Source organism: Pseudomonas sp. HT11, from assembly GCF_044875395.1.
In the GTDB taxonomy this organism is placed as follows: domain Bacteria; phylum Pseudomonadota; class Gammaproteobacteria; order Pseudomonadales; family Pseudomonadaceae; genus Aquipseudomonas.
In genome coordinates this window covers 4,059,349-4,073,596 of record NZ_CP173217.1, presented here as the reverse complement: position 1 = coordinate 4,073,596, position 14,248 = coordinate 4,059,349, and the positions used below count along the sequence as shown (strand labels likewise).

Below are 14,248 nucleotides of genomic sequence, written 5' to 3'. Positions count from 1 at the left end.
ATGAGCGTTTTTTATTGGACGTTGCGCGCACTGCTGAGCCATTGGCGGCGTCACCCGGTGCAGTTTTTCAGCGTGTTGACCGGCCTGTGGCTGGCCACCGCACTGTTGACCGGGGTGCAGGCGCTGAACAGCCAGGCGCGGGACAGTTATGCACGCGCCAGCCAATTGATCGGCGGTGAGCCGCAAGCCAGCCTCAGTGCGCCGGACGCTGCCAGCTTCCCCCAGGCGTTGTTTGCCGAGCTGCGCCGCGCCGGGTGGCCGGTATCGCCCGTGGTGCAGGGCCGCTTGCAGCTCGAGGGGCATGAGGACCTGCGCCTGCAACTGATGGGCATCGACCCGCTGTCGTTGCCCGGCGGCGGGGCGGTGGCGGGGCAGCGGTTGAGCCGGGCGCAAATGATCGCGTTTTTCAACCCGCCGGGGCGTACCTGGATCGCACCGCAAACCCTGGCGGCCCTGGGGTTGCATGAGGGCGAGCAAGCGCTGACCGCGAGCGGGCACGCCTTGCCACCGTTGCAGGTTCAGCAGGACATGGCTCCGGGCCTGTTACTGACCGATATCGGTTTTGCCCAACCGCTGCTGGGCATGCCGGGGCAACTGTCGCGCCTGCTGCTGGACAAAGCCTTTGCCGCCGGTCATCCCACGCCACCGGCCGCGCTGCAACTCAAGCAGGGTGAAGACAACAACCTCGCGCGCCTCACCGAAAGCTTTCACTTGAACCTCGACGCCCTGGGCTTTTTATCCTTTGTGGTGGGGCTGTTTATTGTCCACGCCGCGATCGGCCTGGCGCTGGAACAACGGCGCGGGTTATTGCGTACGTTGCGCGCCTGCGGGGTCAGCGCGCGCATGCTGATCCTCAGCCTGGGCGTCGAACTCGGCGTGTTGTCGTTGCTCGGCGGTGTGCTCGGTGTCGCCAGCGGGTATCTGTTGGCTAGCCTGCTGCTGCCGGATGTCGCCGCAAGTTTACGTGGGCTGTACGGCGCCGAGGTGCCGGGCCAGTTGAGCCTCAGCCCGTGGTGGTGGATGGCCGGGCTGGGCCTGAGCCTCGTCGGCGCGCTGCTCGCAGGCGGCAGCAGCCTGTGGCGGGCGGCGCGCTTGCCGCTGCTGGCACTGGCCAATGCCCAGGCCTGGCATGACGCGCACGCGCGCTGGTTGCGACGCCAGGGTTGGGTGGCGGCTACCGCGCTGGTCATCGCACTGCTGGCGCTAGGGTTGGGCGACAGCCTGGCGGCCGGTTTTGTGTTGATGGCCGCCTTGCTGCTGGGCGCGGCACTCGGTTTGCCGGTGGTGCTCAATGGGCTGCTGACGGCGGTGCTCGGGCGTAGCCGCTCCGTGCTCGGCCAGTGGTTTCTTGCCGACTGCCGCCAGCAGTTGCCGGCCTTGAGCCTGGCGCTGATGGCTTTGCTGCTGGCCCTGGCGGCGAATATCGGCGCGGGCTCCATGACCTCGGGCTTTCGCCAGACCTTCAATAACTGGTTGGAGCAGCGCCTGACGGCGGAGCTGTACCTCAACCCGCAAAACCCGGCTCAGGCCGAGCAACTCGCGACGTGGTTGGCGCAGCAACCCTTGGTGCAGGCGGTGCTACCGACCTGGCAGGTTGCCGTGCAACTGCAGGGCTGGCCGGCGGATGTGTTCGGCGTGGTCGACGACCCGACCTACCGCCAGCACTGGCCGTTGCTGGAGGCGGCAAGCACGCCTTGGGACCAGTTGCTGCAAGACGACACGGTCATGCTCAGCGAACAATTGGCGAGGCGCTTGAAGGTGCAGTTGGGCGATGCCGTCGCGATTCCCACGCCTCAGGGGCTCTGGTCGCCCAAGGTGGTGGGGATTTACGCCGACTACGGCAACCCCAAAGGCCATCTGCTGGTCAATTCGCAGCACCTGCTGGCGCATTGGCCGACGCTGACACCGGCCCGCTTCAACCTGCGGGTGCAGCCGCAAAAGGTGCCAACGCTGGTGCACGAGGTGCAGCGCACGTTTGCCCTGGATGACAGCCGCATCGTCGATCAGCAACAACTCAAAGGCTGGTCGAGCCAGGTGTTTGAACGCACCTTCGCCGCCACCGCCGCCTTGAACAGCCTGACCCTCGGCGTGGCCGGCGTGGCGCTGTTTATCAGCCTGCTCACCCAGAGCCAGAGCCGGCTGGGCCAACTCGCGCCCCTGTGGGCGCTGGGCGTGACGCGTCGGCAATTGATGTTGCTCAACCTGGGCCAGACCTGGCTGTTGGCGGTGCTGACCCTGGTGCTGGCGTTGCCGCTGGGCCTGCTGCTGGCGTGGTGCCTGGACGCGGTGATCAACGTGCAGGCATTCGGCTGGCGCCTGCCATTGCAGGTGTTCCCGTGGCAGCTTGCTCAGTTGCTGGGGTTGGCGCTGCTGGCCACCTTGTTGGCCTCGGCCTGGCCGTTGTGGCAGTTGTACCGCAGTCGCCCGGCGGATTTGCTGAGGACGTTTGCCAATGAAGATTAAAGCGTGGTTGTGGGCCGCCTTGCTGTTGCTGGCCGCGTGCGACAAAGCCCCCGCGCCGCCGGAAAGCTTCGCCGGCCTGGGCAGCGATGCGGCGGACTTTGCTCAGGTGGTGCCCGGCAAGGTCTTCAGTTTTCCCGAGGACCATGGCCCCCATGACGGTTTTCGCATTGAATGGTGGTACGTCACCGCCAACCTCAAGGATGCCCAGGGCAATGTGTTCGGCGTGCAATGGACGCTGTTTCGCAACGCGTTGAAGGCGGGGCCGACGCAGCCCGGCTGGCACGACTCCACGATCTGGCTCGGCCACGCCGCCGTCACCTCCGCCACTCACCATTACGCTGCCGAACGCTACGCGCGTGGCGGGATCGGCCAGGCCGGCGCCCAGGCGGTGCCGTTCAACGCCTGGATCGACGACTGGAATTTCGCGACCCGCCCCGGCGCCGCAAGCCCTCTGGCGCAGATGCAACTCAAGGCCGGCGGCGCGCAATTTGCCTACGACCTGCACCTGACCTCCAGCCGCCCACTGGTGCTGCAAGGTGACAACGGCTACAGCCGCAAATCCGATCAGGGCCAGGCGTCGTACTACTACAGCCAGCCGTTTTTCAACGCGACCGGCACTGTCAGCATCGACGGCATCACCTATCAGGTCAGCGGCCCGGCGTGGCTCGACCGTGAATGGAGCAGCCAACCACTGGCGGCCAGTCAGACCGGCTGGGACTGGTTTTCCCTGCACCTGGATCGCGGCGAGCAGTTGATGCTGTTTCGCGTTCGGCAAACAGACGGCGCGGGCTATCTCACCGGCACCTGGATTGATCAACAGGGCCGCACCGAGACGCTGCACAACGCCGATATCCAGCTCACGCCACTGACCACCACCGCGATCGACGGGCGCCGCATTCCGACGCGCTGGTCACTGAAAATCCCCGGCAAGCATCTGGATATCACACCCCAGGCCGTCAACCCGAAGGCCTGGATGAACCTGAGCATTCCGTACTGGGAAGGGCCGGTACAGTTTGAGGGCGGGGTGGGGTATCTGGAAATGACCGGGTATTAACGCGCCTTTGTGCAGGCGCTTTTTCTCTGCCGGATAGGCAACTTCCCAATGTGAGTGCGCGCGCCTGAACTTGTGTCCGGGCCGTATTGGTGTGCCTGGTAAGCCGACGGGGTTGGATCGGTTCAAACCGAGCGTGAAAAAACCATAAAAATACTGTACATGCATACAGCCATGTTCTACATTCCATCCCAGGTGACCGGATGTCACCGATCACCTGAGCTTCAATTTTTTAACTATGGATGGATAAAAAATGAAACCGACAAAAGCCCTTATGCTGGGCGCGGCCATGATGGCCTCCTGCTTTATTTCGGCCTCTGCCCTGGCCGAGCCAACCCTTTCGATACTCAACCCCGGTACGGTCAACCAAGGCGTGATCGATGCGCTGAAACCGGGTGGCACGCTGACGCCCGTGCCGATCCCGGACGAGTTGCTGCAAAAGCTGCTGGACGCCAAAAACGCCAAGGTAAAACCCGCTGGCAAAGCGGCCAAGTCCGCACCGTTCAACACTGCCATCGGCGAGCTGAAAAAGCCGAGCCAGGCCAACCTGAAAAGTGCTGCCGTCGCCGCCTTTGAGCCGCTGTTTCCGACCCTGGATATCAACACCCTCTACACCATCGACCAGGTGCAAACAGGCCAGGAGTTTCCGTACCACTTCAACCTGCCGCACAACGCCCGTGTATTGGTGCAGTTGATCAACCAGAGCGCCGGCGCCGATATGTCGCTGAGCCTGTTCCGCGATGACGGCCAGGGCAACCCGCAACTGATCGATACGTCCGATAACCCAGGCAATGCCGATGAATACCTGGGCGGCATCCTGCCAGCGGGCGATTACTACTGGTTCATGGTGGCCAAGACCGCCACCAACGCGCAGTTCAGTTTTGGCGTGGCGGTGGACACCAACATCGACGCCTTTGAGCCCAACGACACACCGGAAAATGCCTTTGCGCTGCCGGACTCGATGAACAAGGTGACCGGCAACCTCGACAACGCCAGTGACGTTGATTACTTCGACTTCAAGGCGGTGCGCGGCCAAAGCGTGAGCATGTACCTGGCGGGTGATGAAAATGGCAGCCGCAACCAGTGGCTCTTCGAGCGCTTCGACGGTGCCAACTGGGTCACCGTGCCGGCCGGTTCCACATCGACCTACCCGAGCGTCACGCCGGGCACCACCGTCAAGGTGCGCGTACGTGCCAACCCGGGCGTGGCACAAGACCCGACCAAGCCGTACGCCTTGAGCCTTGGCTCTACGCCACGGTTGAATGCGTCGGATGTGAAGGGCGACAACATCGTGCGGGTGCCGGCCTCGATATTCTGGATGGCGACCCAGGCCGCGCGCACGTTGAACTGGACCACCCACTGGTCCGACTCCACGGGCGCGCCTCTGTTGGGGGTTACGCCAGTGCTGCGCGTTGACAAGCGCTTTGTGGGCGCCGAGTACCACTGGACCGACTTCAAGGCCAGCACCAACAGCGCCGGCACCTCCCTGGCCAGCGCCGCGCTCGGTGAATGCTTCGGCGATTACCGCGTGCAATACCCGGACAGCAGCACCGGCGTGAAATACAACTGGGACACCACCTTCAACTTCGGCGGCTGGCGTATCGAGCTGGACGAGTTCCCCGGTGTGGGGGTGGGCGGTGACAATGTGGCGTACGTGACCTTCGGGCACATCTGCACCCAGGACATCATCCACTGATCCATTGACGCAAGCATGAAGGGGCAGTCCATCCGGGCTGCCCTTTTCATTCGCGGGCCAGTGCCTGCTTCAGTGGCAGGCGCGCCATGCTCGTGCTCTTCAACGAGCCCAGGTACAACCAGTCGCCGTATTCACGCGCGGTGGTGATGGGCGAGTAATTGCCCGAGCTGCCATCCTGCAAGTTGGCGATGACCTTGCCGTCGGTGTCCAGCCCCAGTACAAAAGCCTTACGCTCGATGGGCTTGGGCACCACCATCAGCGCCCGTACCATCACTTTGCGCAGCAACGGATAGCCGGCGAAGCCATCCAGCAACGGGTTGCGCGGCGAATACAGCGCGACCCAGAAGCGATCGCTGCCGTTGAAGCTGAGGTTGTCCGGCAGGCCTGGCAGATTGTCGATAAACAGGTCGTGGCTACCCACGTGCTCACCCTTGAGCCAGTAGCGGCTGATGCGGTAGGCGCCGGTTTCGTTCACCAGCACATAGTTCTCATCCGGCCCCAGCGCCACACCGTTGGCAAATTGCAGTTGGTCAAGCAACACCTCGGTGAGGCCGGTGGCAAAGTCATAGCGCAACAGCCGACCATCGCCGCCATGTTCAATCACGGCTTCACCATCCTGGCCGTAGCCCCAGCGACTTGACGCGTCACTGAAGTAGGCAAAGCGCCCGCTGGCGTCAACCGTCACGTCATTGGTAAAGCCAAACGGCAAGCCATTCGCGCTGCTGCTCAGCGGCGTGAGTTGCCGATTGGTATCCAGCGCGAGCAAGCCCTTGACCCCATCGGCAATGATCAAACGCCCATCCGGGTGCAACGCCAGGCCGAGCGGGCGTCCGCCGGTGTTGGCCAACACTTCCAGGGTGTGGCTGTCGGGCGATGTTCGGATGATGCGCCCGTCCTGCAGGCCACTGATCAGAAACCCCTGGGCATCCAGCAGCAAGGCCTCGGGCCCGGCGATGTCCGAGGCGCCGATTCTTTGCACCGCCTTGAGCCGCTGATTCTCGGCGTAGGTGCCGTCCGTCATCGAGGGCGCCTTGGGCGGGGCCCAGTTCACCGGTTGTACCTGGGTGGGCATCAACAGCAGAAAGGCGATCAGCGCAAGCGATACAACGAACAGCCCATGACGAAGATGTTGACGGCGGTGGCTCATGACTGTTCCTGGTTGTCGTGGGCGTTGGGTTCCCAGTGCAGAGTGCCGAACAGGTAATCCATCAGCGGCAGGACGATATTGAAATTGCGCCCCTGCATCAGTTCGCGGCGGTGGTGCAGGGCGTGCAATTGGTGCATCTGGCGGATCCACGGCAGGCGTGCCACGCGGTGGTTGACAGGCAGGTGTTCGCAGGCGTGGAACACCTCGTAGAGCAAGTAACCGAGGATCATGCAGCCGGCAAACAGCCCGGCGATGTTGGGGCTCAGCTGCTTGAGCATCCACCAGGCGGGGAGGGTGATGGCCAGGCTGTGCAGCACGATCAGCCACGCCGGGAACAGGATCACGCGCCAGTCCCGAAGGCTGTCGTAGGTCATGTGGCCGGGCGTGAAGAAACTGTGATGGTCGCCGGTGTGCCGCGCATAAAACAGTCGGGCGAGCGTGTGTTTGTGATGGCCGAGGTGACGGTGCACGAGGTAGATGCACAGGTTGAAGAACACCAGGGTCAGGGGCACCGTCAGCCACTGCAGCGGGGTGATGTGTTCGGTGGAGGACCAGGCGAGGGTGATGCAGAAAATGCCATAGCCGAGGACGAAACCGGCGTGCAGCCATGGGTGGTAATGGCGGCTTATGGCCGCGCGATAACGGGTGCGGAAGGTCTCGGTAGGGTGGGCCATGGCGGTCAGCTCGGTATTTTTTTGTTGGAGGCTGAGCTTAGTTGCTGGTGGGGAATGTGCGAGTTTTTGCGCAGTACACCGATCAAAATGTGGGAGCGGGCTTGCTCGCGAATGCTGTGTGTCAGTCAGCTCATGTGTCACTTACCCACCGCATTCGCGGGCAAGCCCACTCCCACAATTTGACCGAGTTCAGCCGCCACCACCGCACTGCTTTGCTTTTCTGTGGGAGCTGGCTTGCCTGCGATGCAGGCACCTCGGTGTGTCAGGCATAACCAATAGATGCCATCGCAGGCAAGCCAGCTCCCACCTTTGACCGAGTACAAACGAAACCCATCTACCTGATGCATAGAGATCCAAATGTGGGAGCGGGCTTGCTCGCGAATGCTGTGTGTCAGTCAGCTCATGTGTCACTGACCCACCGCCTTCGCGGGCAAGCCCACTCCCACAATTTGACCGAGTTCAGCCTCCACCACCGCACTGCTTTGCTTTTCTGTGGGAGCTGGCTTGCCTGCGATGCAGGCACCTCGGTGTGTCAGGCATAACCAGTTGATGCCATCGCAGGCAAGCCAGCTCCCACATTTGATTGAGTTCAGCCTTCAAAGATCAGGTCGGCTGTCAGGCCGCCGTGCTGTAGATCTTGATCTTGATCTTAGGCGCCCCGTTAAACCACGCTGGCCGAGTGGTGGGGCAAGAGCTCTTTGGTTACTTTGGGGCTTTTTTTCCAAAGTGACTCGCCGTAAGGGCGAAACCAACCTCAGCCATCACCCAATAACGGATACGCCCCCAAAACCCCCCACCGCTAATAGCATCCCAGCAAAAAGCCGCCTGATCGTTATTGAATACCGACGGACCAGCTCTGTGTGGTCTGGTCCTCGTGGCGCGGCTCCAGGTCATCTTCATACTGGCAACGCGGGCCCTTGCAGTGGTAGCCGAAGGTCACCGGCGCCTGGGTCTTGATGGGGAACAACGATTTGGCCGTCGCCGGTGCAGCCTGTGGCGCGGCCTCGGTGACGGGCGCTTCGTAGGTCAAATCCAGCGTTGCAGCGTGGGCCACGATGGGCAGGAGGACGAGCACTGCACTCGCCAGAACGGTCCTTGTAAATAGCATCTGAAACAACCCGCGCAACAAAAAATGAAGCGCGAATTATAAGCCAGGCGCAACCGCCGATGCACACCGCAGTCCGCGGTTGAACGCCGCAGTTCAGAACACCCGAGGTGCCTTAAGGTGTTCCGTGGGGAACGCATGGGCATAGGCCTGACACACCCGCAGCACCTGCTCATCGGCAAACCGCGCGCCCACCACATGCAGCCCCACCGGCAAGCCATTCGCCGCCAACCCGCACGGCACCGACGCCGCCGGTTGCTGGGTGAGGTTGAAGGGATAGGTAAACGGCGTCCACTCCATCCATTCGTTCAGGCCCGAACCCGGTGGTACGTTGTGCCCCGTCTCGAACGCAGTGATGGGCATCATCGGCGACACCAGCACGTCGTAATGCTCATGAAACGCCGCCATCCGCGCCACCAGTGCCGCGCGGGCTTCGAGGGCGTCGTTGAAGTCGCGCAGGCTCAGCTGTTCGCCGCGTTGCGCGATACGCAGCAGGCCGGGGTCGAGCAGCTGTTTTTGCGCCTCGCTCATCGTGCTGGTCAGGCGGGCGGCGCCGGCGGCCCATAAGGTGCTGAACACCTCCAGCGGGTCAGTGAAACCCGGGTCGATCTGCTCGACATGCGCGCCCAGTTGCACCAACCCTTGCACGGCTTGGGCGACGACGTTGGCCACCTGCGGGTCGACATCCACATAACCGAAGGTCGGGCTGTAGGCCACACGCAAGCCTTGCAAATTCGCACCCGGCTTGAGCCACGGCGTGGTCCGTGGCGCACCGATCAGGCCATCGCGCGCATCCGGCTGCGCGACGGTTTGCAGCATCAGTACGGTGTCTTCCACCGTGCGCGTCATTGGCCCCAGGTGCGACAGAATCGTCATCGAGCTGGCCGGCCACTGCGGTATGTAGCCGAAGGTCGGCTTGATGCCAAAGGTACCGGTGAACGCACACGGAATGCGGATCGAGCCACCGGCATCGCTGCCCTGGTGCAGCACGCCCAGGTTCAACGCCGCCGCCGCGCCCGCGCCACCGGACGAGCCGCCTGCGGTGGTGCGGGTGTCCCACGGGTTGCGGGTGATGCCGTACAACGGGTTGTCGGTGACGCCTTTCCAGCCGAATTCCGGGGTGGTGGTTTTGCCCAGCAGCACCGCACCGGCCTTGCGCATCAGGGCCGAGAAGGGCGCATCCACGTCCCACGGCCCGTCGGCGGAGGTGGTGCGTGAACCCTTGCGGGTGGGCATGCCAAGGGTCAGCGTCAGGTCTTTGATCGAAGCGGGCACGCCGTCCAGCGCGCCGCAGGGTTGGCCTTTGAGCCAGCGTTGTTCCGAAGCGCGCGCGGCGCGCAAGGCACCCTCAGGATCGACATGGCAGTAGGCGTTCACCACCGGGTTGTAGCGCTCGATACGCAGCAAAGCATCTTCGGTGACCTCCACCGGCGACAGGCTTTTGTCGCGAAAATGCTGCAGCAGTTGCACCGCTGTCAGTTGCCCCATCTCACTCATGCCAGGTCCCCCTGCGCCGCGTTGACCATGGCCCGCAGCAGCACCGCGCAGCCTGCTGCCAGGTCATCCGGCGCGGCGTTTTCGATTTCGTTATGGCTGATGCCGCCTTCGCACGGTACAAAGATCATCCCGGCCGGGCCGAGTTCGGCGACGAAAATCGCGTCATGCCCGGCACCGCTGACGATGTCCATATGGCTCAAGCCCAAGGCCGTTGCGCCGTCACGCACGGCGTTGACGCAGGCCGGGGCGAAATCCAGCGGCGGGAAGTCGGCGGTGGGCGTCAGCGCAAACGTCAATCCGTGGCGTGCAGCCGTGGCTTCAATCACGCCGCGCACTTCATCGACCATGGCTTGCAACCTGTCGGCGTGCAGGTGGCGCAGGTCGATGGTCATGTGCACCTGGCCGGGAATCACATTGCGCGAGCCTGGGTGCACGCTCAGGCAACCGACCGTGCCGCAGGCGTGTGGCTGTTGCTGATGGGCGATACGGTTGACCGCGCTGACGACTTCGGCGGCGCCGACCAGGGCGTCCTTGCGCAGGTGCATGGGCGTGGGGCCGGCGTGGGCTTCGACACCGGTGAGGGTCAGGTCGAACCACTTCTGGCCCAGGCAACCCATGACCACGCCAATGGTGGTGGCCTGGTCTTCCAGCACCGGGCCTTGTTCGATATGCGCCTCGAAATACGCGCCTACCGGGTGGCCAAGCACCGCGCGCGAACCGGCGTAGCCGATGCGCTGTAGTTCGGCGCCCACCGACAGGCCGTGCTCGTCCTGTTTGTCGAGGGTTTCCTGCAAGTCGAACTGACCGGCGAACACCCCGGAGCCCATCATGCACGGCGGAAAACGCGAGCCTTCTTCGTTGGTCCACACCACCACCTCGATCGGTGCTTGGGTTTCAATGCCAAGGTCATTCAAGGTGCGGATCACTTCCAGCCCGGCCATCACGCCGTAGCAGCCGTCGAACTTGCCACCCGTGGGCTGGGTGTCGATATGGCTGCCGGTCATCACTGGGGGCAGGGCGGGATTGCGCCCGGCACGCCGGGCAAAAATATTGCCGATGGCGTCAACACTGACGCTGCACCCAGCTGCCTCGCACCAGTGCACGAACAGGTCGCGGGCCTGGCGGTCGAGGTCGGTGAGCGCCAGGCGGCACACGCCGCCTTTGACGGTGGCGCCCAGTTGGGCCAGGTCCATCAGCGATTGCCACAGGCGGTCGCGGTTGATCAGCGGGGCGTTGCTCTTGAGCGGTTGCGCAAAACTATTCATGGGCACTCTCCGGTCAGGCACTCAGGGCCAAATAACGGTTCTTGATGCTTGGGTCGGCGCGGAAGGCAGCGGCGCTGCCCTCGTACACCACGCGGCCCTGTTCGAGCACGTAATGGCGGTCGGCGAGCTTGTCGCAGACCATCAGGTTCTGTTCCACCAGCAGCACGGGCAGGCCGTCGTCCTTGACCTTGCGCAGGATTTTCACCAGTTCGTCGACGATCACCGGCGCGAGGCCTTCGGTGGGTTCATCGAGGATCAGCAGCTTGGGGTCGTTGAGCAGCGCGCGGGCGATGGCGAGCATCTGTTGCTCACCGCCGGACAACGCGTGGCCGGCGTTTTTGCGGCGTTCCTTGAGGCGCGGGAACATGCCGTACACGTCGTCCAGCTGCCAGCGGCTGGTCTTGCGCACGGCGATGCGCAGGTTTTCTTCGACGCTCAGCAGGCGGAAAATCCCGCGGTTCTCCGGCACCAGCGCCAAGCCCTGGCGGGCGATTTCGAAGATCTTCTGGCCCACCAGCGCCTGGCCGTTGAAGTGAATCTGGCCCTGGCGCGGGCAGATAATCCCGAGGATGCTGCGCAGCGTGGTGGTCTTGCCGGCGCCATTGCGGCCGAGCAGGGTCACCAGCTCGCCGGGGTTGACGGTCAGCGACACGCCTTCGAGTACGTGGCTTTTGTCGTAGTAGGAATGGATATTCTCGACGATCAGCATCAGGCGGCCTCTCCCAGGTAAGCAATGCGCACGCGTTCATCGGCGCGCACGAATTCCGGCGTGCCTTCCACCAGGATCTGCCCGTGGCTCATCACGGTGATGCGTTGGCTGATGGACATGACGATGCTCATGTTGTGTTCGATCAACAGCACCGTGTGGTCGCGGCCGAGGTCGCTGATCAACTGGGTCATGATCGGGATGTCATCGATGCCCATGCCCGAGGTGGGCTCGTCGAGCATCAACAGTTTTGGCTTGGAGCAGATCGACATGCCGACTTCCAGCACACGCTGCTGGCCGTGGGACAACTCGCCGGCCAGGGTGTCGGCGCGGCTCGTGAGTTGCAGGCGTTCGAGTACCTGGTCGGCCATTTCCAGGTGCTCGCGCTTGCTGTCGACGCGGCGCCAGAAGTTCAGGGCGCGCGCTCCGTCGCGGCCCTGGGCGGCCAGGCGCAGGTTCTCGCGCACGCTGAGGTTCTGGAACAGACTGGTGAGCTGAAACGAACGCGCCATGCCCAGGCCGACGCGGGCGTGGGCAGGTTTGCGCATCAGGTTCTGGCCATCGAAATGAATCGCCCCGCCAGTGGCCTGGCGTTCGCCGGTCAGGCAGTGAAACAGGCTGGTCTTGCCGGCGCCGTTGGGGCCGATGATGGTGTGGATGGTGCCGGCTTCGACCTTGAGGTTGACGCCGTTCACCGCGTGGAACGCACCGTAGGCCAGTTCCAGGTTCTGGGTTTCCAGCAGGATGCTCATGACAGTTTCTCCTTGGTCACGACGTCGGCCTTGCGGCTGCCGCGTACGCGTTCGAACAGTGACGACAGCCCGCCCCACAGACCGCCGCGCATGAAGATCACCACCAGGATCAGGATGATGCCGAGCAGCATCAGCCAGCGCGGCCACAGGTCGGAGAGAAAGTCGCCCAGCAGCACAATGGAACCGGCGCCCAGCAAGGAGCCGAACAGCGAACCGGTGCCGCCGACGATGGTCATGATCAGGATGTTCTCGGACATCGCCAGGTCGATGTTCGACAGCGGCACAAAGTGCAGCAACATCGCGTACAGCGCCCCAGCGATGCCGGTGACGGCGCCGGACAGCACAAACACCAGGATCTTGAAGTGGCGCGTGTCGTAGCCGATGGCCGAGGCGCGGGTTTCGTTTTCGCGGATGGCCATCAAAGTGCTGCCGAACGGCGAGGCGATTACCCGGCGTGCGCCGATGAAGATCAACAGGAACAGCACCGCGACAAAGCCATAGAACGCGCGGGCGTCGGCCAGCGACAGCAGCACGGTGTCACCGAGGCGGATTTCCGGGCGCGGCACGCTGAGCAGACCGTTGTCACCGCCGGTCCAGTCGCTCAGGGTGTAGGCGACGAAGTAGGCCATCTGGCTGAACGCCAGGGTCAGCATCACGAAGTAGATGCCGGTGCGCCGGATTGCCAGGGCGCCCACCAGCAGCGCGAGGAAACCGCCGGCCACGGCGGCGCCGAGCAGGGCAGGGAACAGGCCCAGTTGCAGGTGGATCATCAACAGTGCAGCGCAATAGGCGCCGGCGCCGAAGAAGATGCCTTGGCCGAACGACAACAGCCCGGTGTAGCCCAGCAGCAGGTTGCAGGCCAGGGCGGCCATGGCAAAGATCAGGATCTCGGTGGCCAGGGTCGCCGAAGGCAATATCAACGGCAAACCGATCAGTACCGCCAGTACCCACAGCAACATCGCTTTTGATTGGGTCTTGGCAAACGGCAGGGGATTTTTCTCGCTCATGTCAGGCTCTCCCAAACAGGCCGTAAGGGCGTACCAGAATCACCACGGCCATCGCGCCGTAGATCATCAGGCTCGCGCCTTGGGGCCAAAGTGTGGTCATCAGGCTTTGCACCACGCCCACCAGCAGACCGCCAACCAGCGCACCACTGAACGAGCCCATGCCGCCGATCACCACCACCACGAACGCCACGCCGAGAATCTCCGGGCCGACGAAGGGCTGGGCGCCGCGCAAGGGCGCAAACAGCACACCGGCGACGCCGGCCAGGGCTACGCCGAGGGCGAAGGTCATCGAGAACAGGCGGAAGATGTTGGTGCCCAGCAGCGACACGGTCTCGGTGCTTTCACTGCCGGCGCGCACCAGGGCGCCGAAGCGTGTGCGCTCCAGCAGCAGCCACAGGCCCAGGCCGACCAGCCCGGAAAACACAATGAGAAACAGGCGGTAGTAGGGGTAGACGAAGTCGCCGACCACCAGCACGCCGCGCAGCAGTTCCGGCACGGCGACGCTTTTGCCCACCGGGCCCCAGATCATCACGCTGGCTTCCTGGATGATCAGCGCGATACCCAGCGTCACCAGGATCTGGAACATGTGCGGCAAGTGATAAATGCGCTGGATCAACAGTCGCTCGATCACCCAGGCCAGCGCCGCCACCACCAGTGGCGCGATCAGCAGCGCCAGCCAGAAGTTGCCGGTGAGGCTCACGGCGGTGTAGCAGATGTAGGCGCCCAGCAGGAAGAACGCGCCGTGGGCGAAGTTGACGAAGTTGAGCAGGCCGAAAATGATTGTCAGCCCGACCGCGATCAGAAAGTAGATCATCCCCAGCCCAAGGCCGTTGAGGATCTGGAACAGGTAAAGGTTAAGCATGCAGGAACCCTCGGACAGGCGGC

General features: G+C 63.4%; 12 protein-coding genes. 3 read left to right on the top strand and 9 right to left on the bottom strand.

Annotation, left to right across the window (positions count from 1 at the left end):
• The 3 genes from ABWL43_RS18760 (at nucleotide 1) to ABWL43_RS18750 (ending at nucleotide 5,210) form a co-directional block, all read left to right on the top strand.
• On the top strand, nucleotides 1-2,463 hold the full coding sequence (locus ABWL43_RS18760) for an FtsX-like permease family protein (RefSeq protein ID WP_404483554.1): 2,463 nt from the start codon (nucleotides 1-3) through the stop codon (nucleotides 2,461-2,463).
• A complete protein-coding gene (locus ABWL43_RS18755) occupies nucleotides 2,453-3,517 on the top strand; it encodes a lipocalin-like domain-containing protein (RefSeq protein WP_404483552.1) in 1,065 nt (354 codons plus the stop codon). Before ABWL43_RS18760 ends, ABWL43_RS18755 begins: the two co-directional genes overlap by 11 nt.
• Before the next feature lie 250 nt (nucleotides 3,518-3,767).
• A complete protein-coding gene (locus ABWL43_RS18750) occupies nucleotides 3,768-5,210 on the top strand; it encodes a hypothetical protein (RefSeq protein WP_404483550.1) in 1,443 nt (480 codons plus the stop codon).
• Nucleotides 5,211-5,256: 46 nt separating this feature from the next.
• Here ABWL43_RS18750 and ABWL43_RS18745 read toward each other — a convergent pair whose 3' ends face one another.
• From ABWL43_RS18745 to ABWL43_RS18705, 9 genes are all read right to left on the bottom strand, one after another.
• Nucleotides 5,257-6,357 (bottom strand): SMP-30/gluconolactonase/LRE family protein, encoded by a 1,101-nt coding sequence (locus ABWL43_RS18745; RefSeq protein ID WP_404483548.1) that lies wholly within the window; start codon nucleotides 6,355-6,357, stop codon nucleotides 5,257-5,259.
• A complete protein-coding gene (locus tag ABWL43_RS18740; protein WP_404483546.1) occupies nucleotides 6,354-7,031 on the bottom strand; it encodes a sterol desaturase family protein in 678 nt (225 codons plus the stop codon). The genes ABWL43_RS18745 and ABWL43_RS18740 overlap by 4 nt, the downstream gene beginning before the upstream one ends.
• An 832-nt stretch (nucleotides 7,032-7,863) precedes the next feature.
• The gene (locus ABWL43_RS18735; protein WP_404483544.1) at nucleotides 7,864-8,106 is read right to left on the bottom strand and encodes a hypothetical protein; all 243 of its coding nucleotides are present in this window, start codon (nucleotides 8,104-8,106) and stop codon (nucleotides 7,864-7,866) included.
• 126 nt (nucleotides 8,107-8,232) lie between these two features.
• The gene (locus ABWL43_RS18730; RefSeq protein ID WP_404483542.1) at nucleotides 8,233-9,633 is read right to left on the bottom strand and encodes an amidase; all 1,401 of its coding nucleotides are present in this window, start codon (nucleotides 9,631-9,633) and stop codon (nucleotides 8,233-8,235) included.
• On the bottom strand, nucleotides 9,630-10,898 hold the full coding sequence (locus ABWL43_RS18725; RefSeq protein WP_404483540.1) for a Zn-dependent hydrolase: 1,269 nt from the start codon (nucleotides 10,896-10,898) through the stop codon (nucleotides 9,630-9,632). Before ABWL43_RS18725 ends, ABWL43_RS18730 begins: the two co-directional genes overlap by 4 nt.
• Nucleotides 10,899-10,911: 13 nt before the next feature.
• Nucleotides 10,912-11,607: an ABC transporter ATP-binding protein gene (locus tag ABWL43_RS18720; RefSeq protein ID WP_145163701.1), complete on the bottom strand. Its 696-nt coding sequence runs from the start codon at nucleotides 11,605-11,607 to the stop codon at nucleotides 10,912-10,914.
• The gene (locus ABWL43_RS18715) at nucleotides 11,607-12,356 is read right to left on the bottom strand and encodes an ABC transporter ATP-binding protein (protein WP_404483538.1); all 750 of its coding nucleotides are present in this window, start codon (nucleotides 12,354-12,356) and stop codon (nucleotides 11,607-11,609) included. Before ABWL43_RS18715 ends, ABWL43_RS18720 begins: the two co-directional genes overlap by 1 nt.
• The gene (locus ABWL43_RS18710) at nucleotides 12,353-13,363 is read right to left on the bottom strand and encodes a branched-chain amino acid ABC transporter permease (RefSeq protein WP_145163705.1); all 1,011 of its coding nucleotides are present in this window, start codon (nucleotides 13,361-13,363) and stop codon (nucleotides 12,353-12,355) included. Before ABWL43_RS18710 ends, ABWL43_RS18715 begins: the two co-directional genes overlap by 4 nt.
• A 1-nt stretch (nucleotide 13,364) precedes the next feature.
• Nucleotides 13,365-14,225: a branched-chain amino acid ABC transporter permease gene (locus ABWL43_RS18705; protein WP_015884776.1), complete on the bottom strand. Its 861-nt coding sequence runs from the start codon at nucleotides 14,223-14,225 to the stop codon at nucleotides 13,365-13,367.
• Nucleotides 14,226-14,248: the final 23 nt, after the last annotated feature.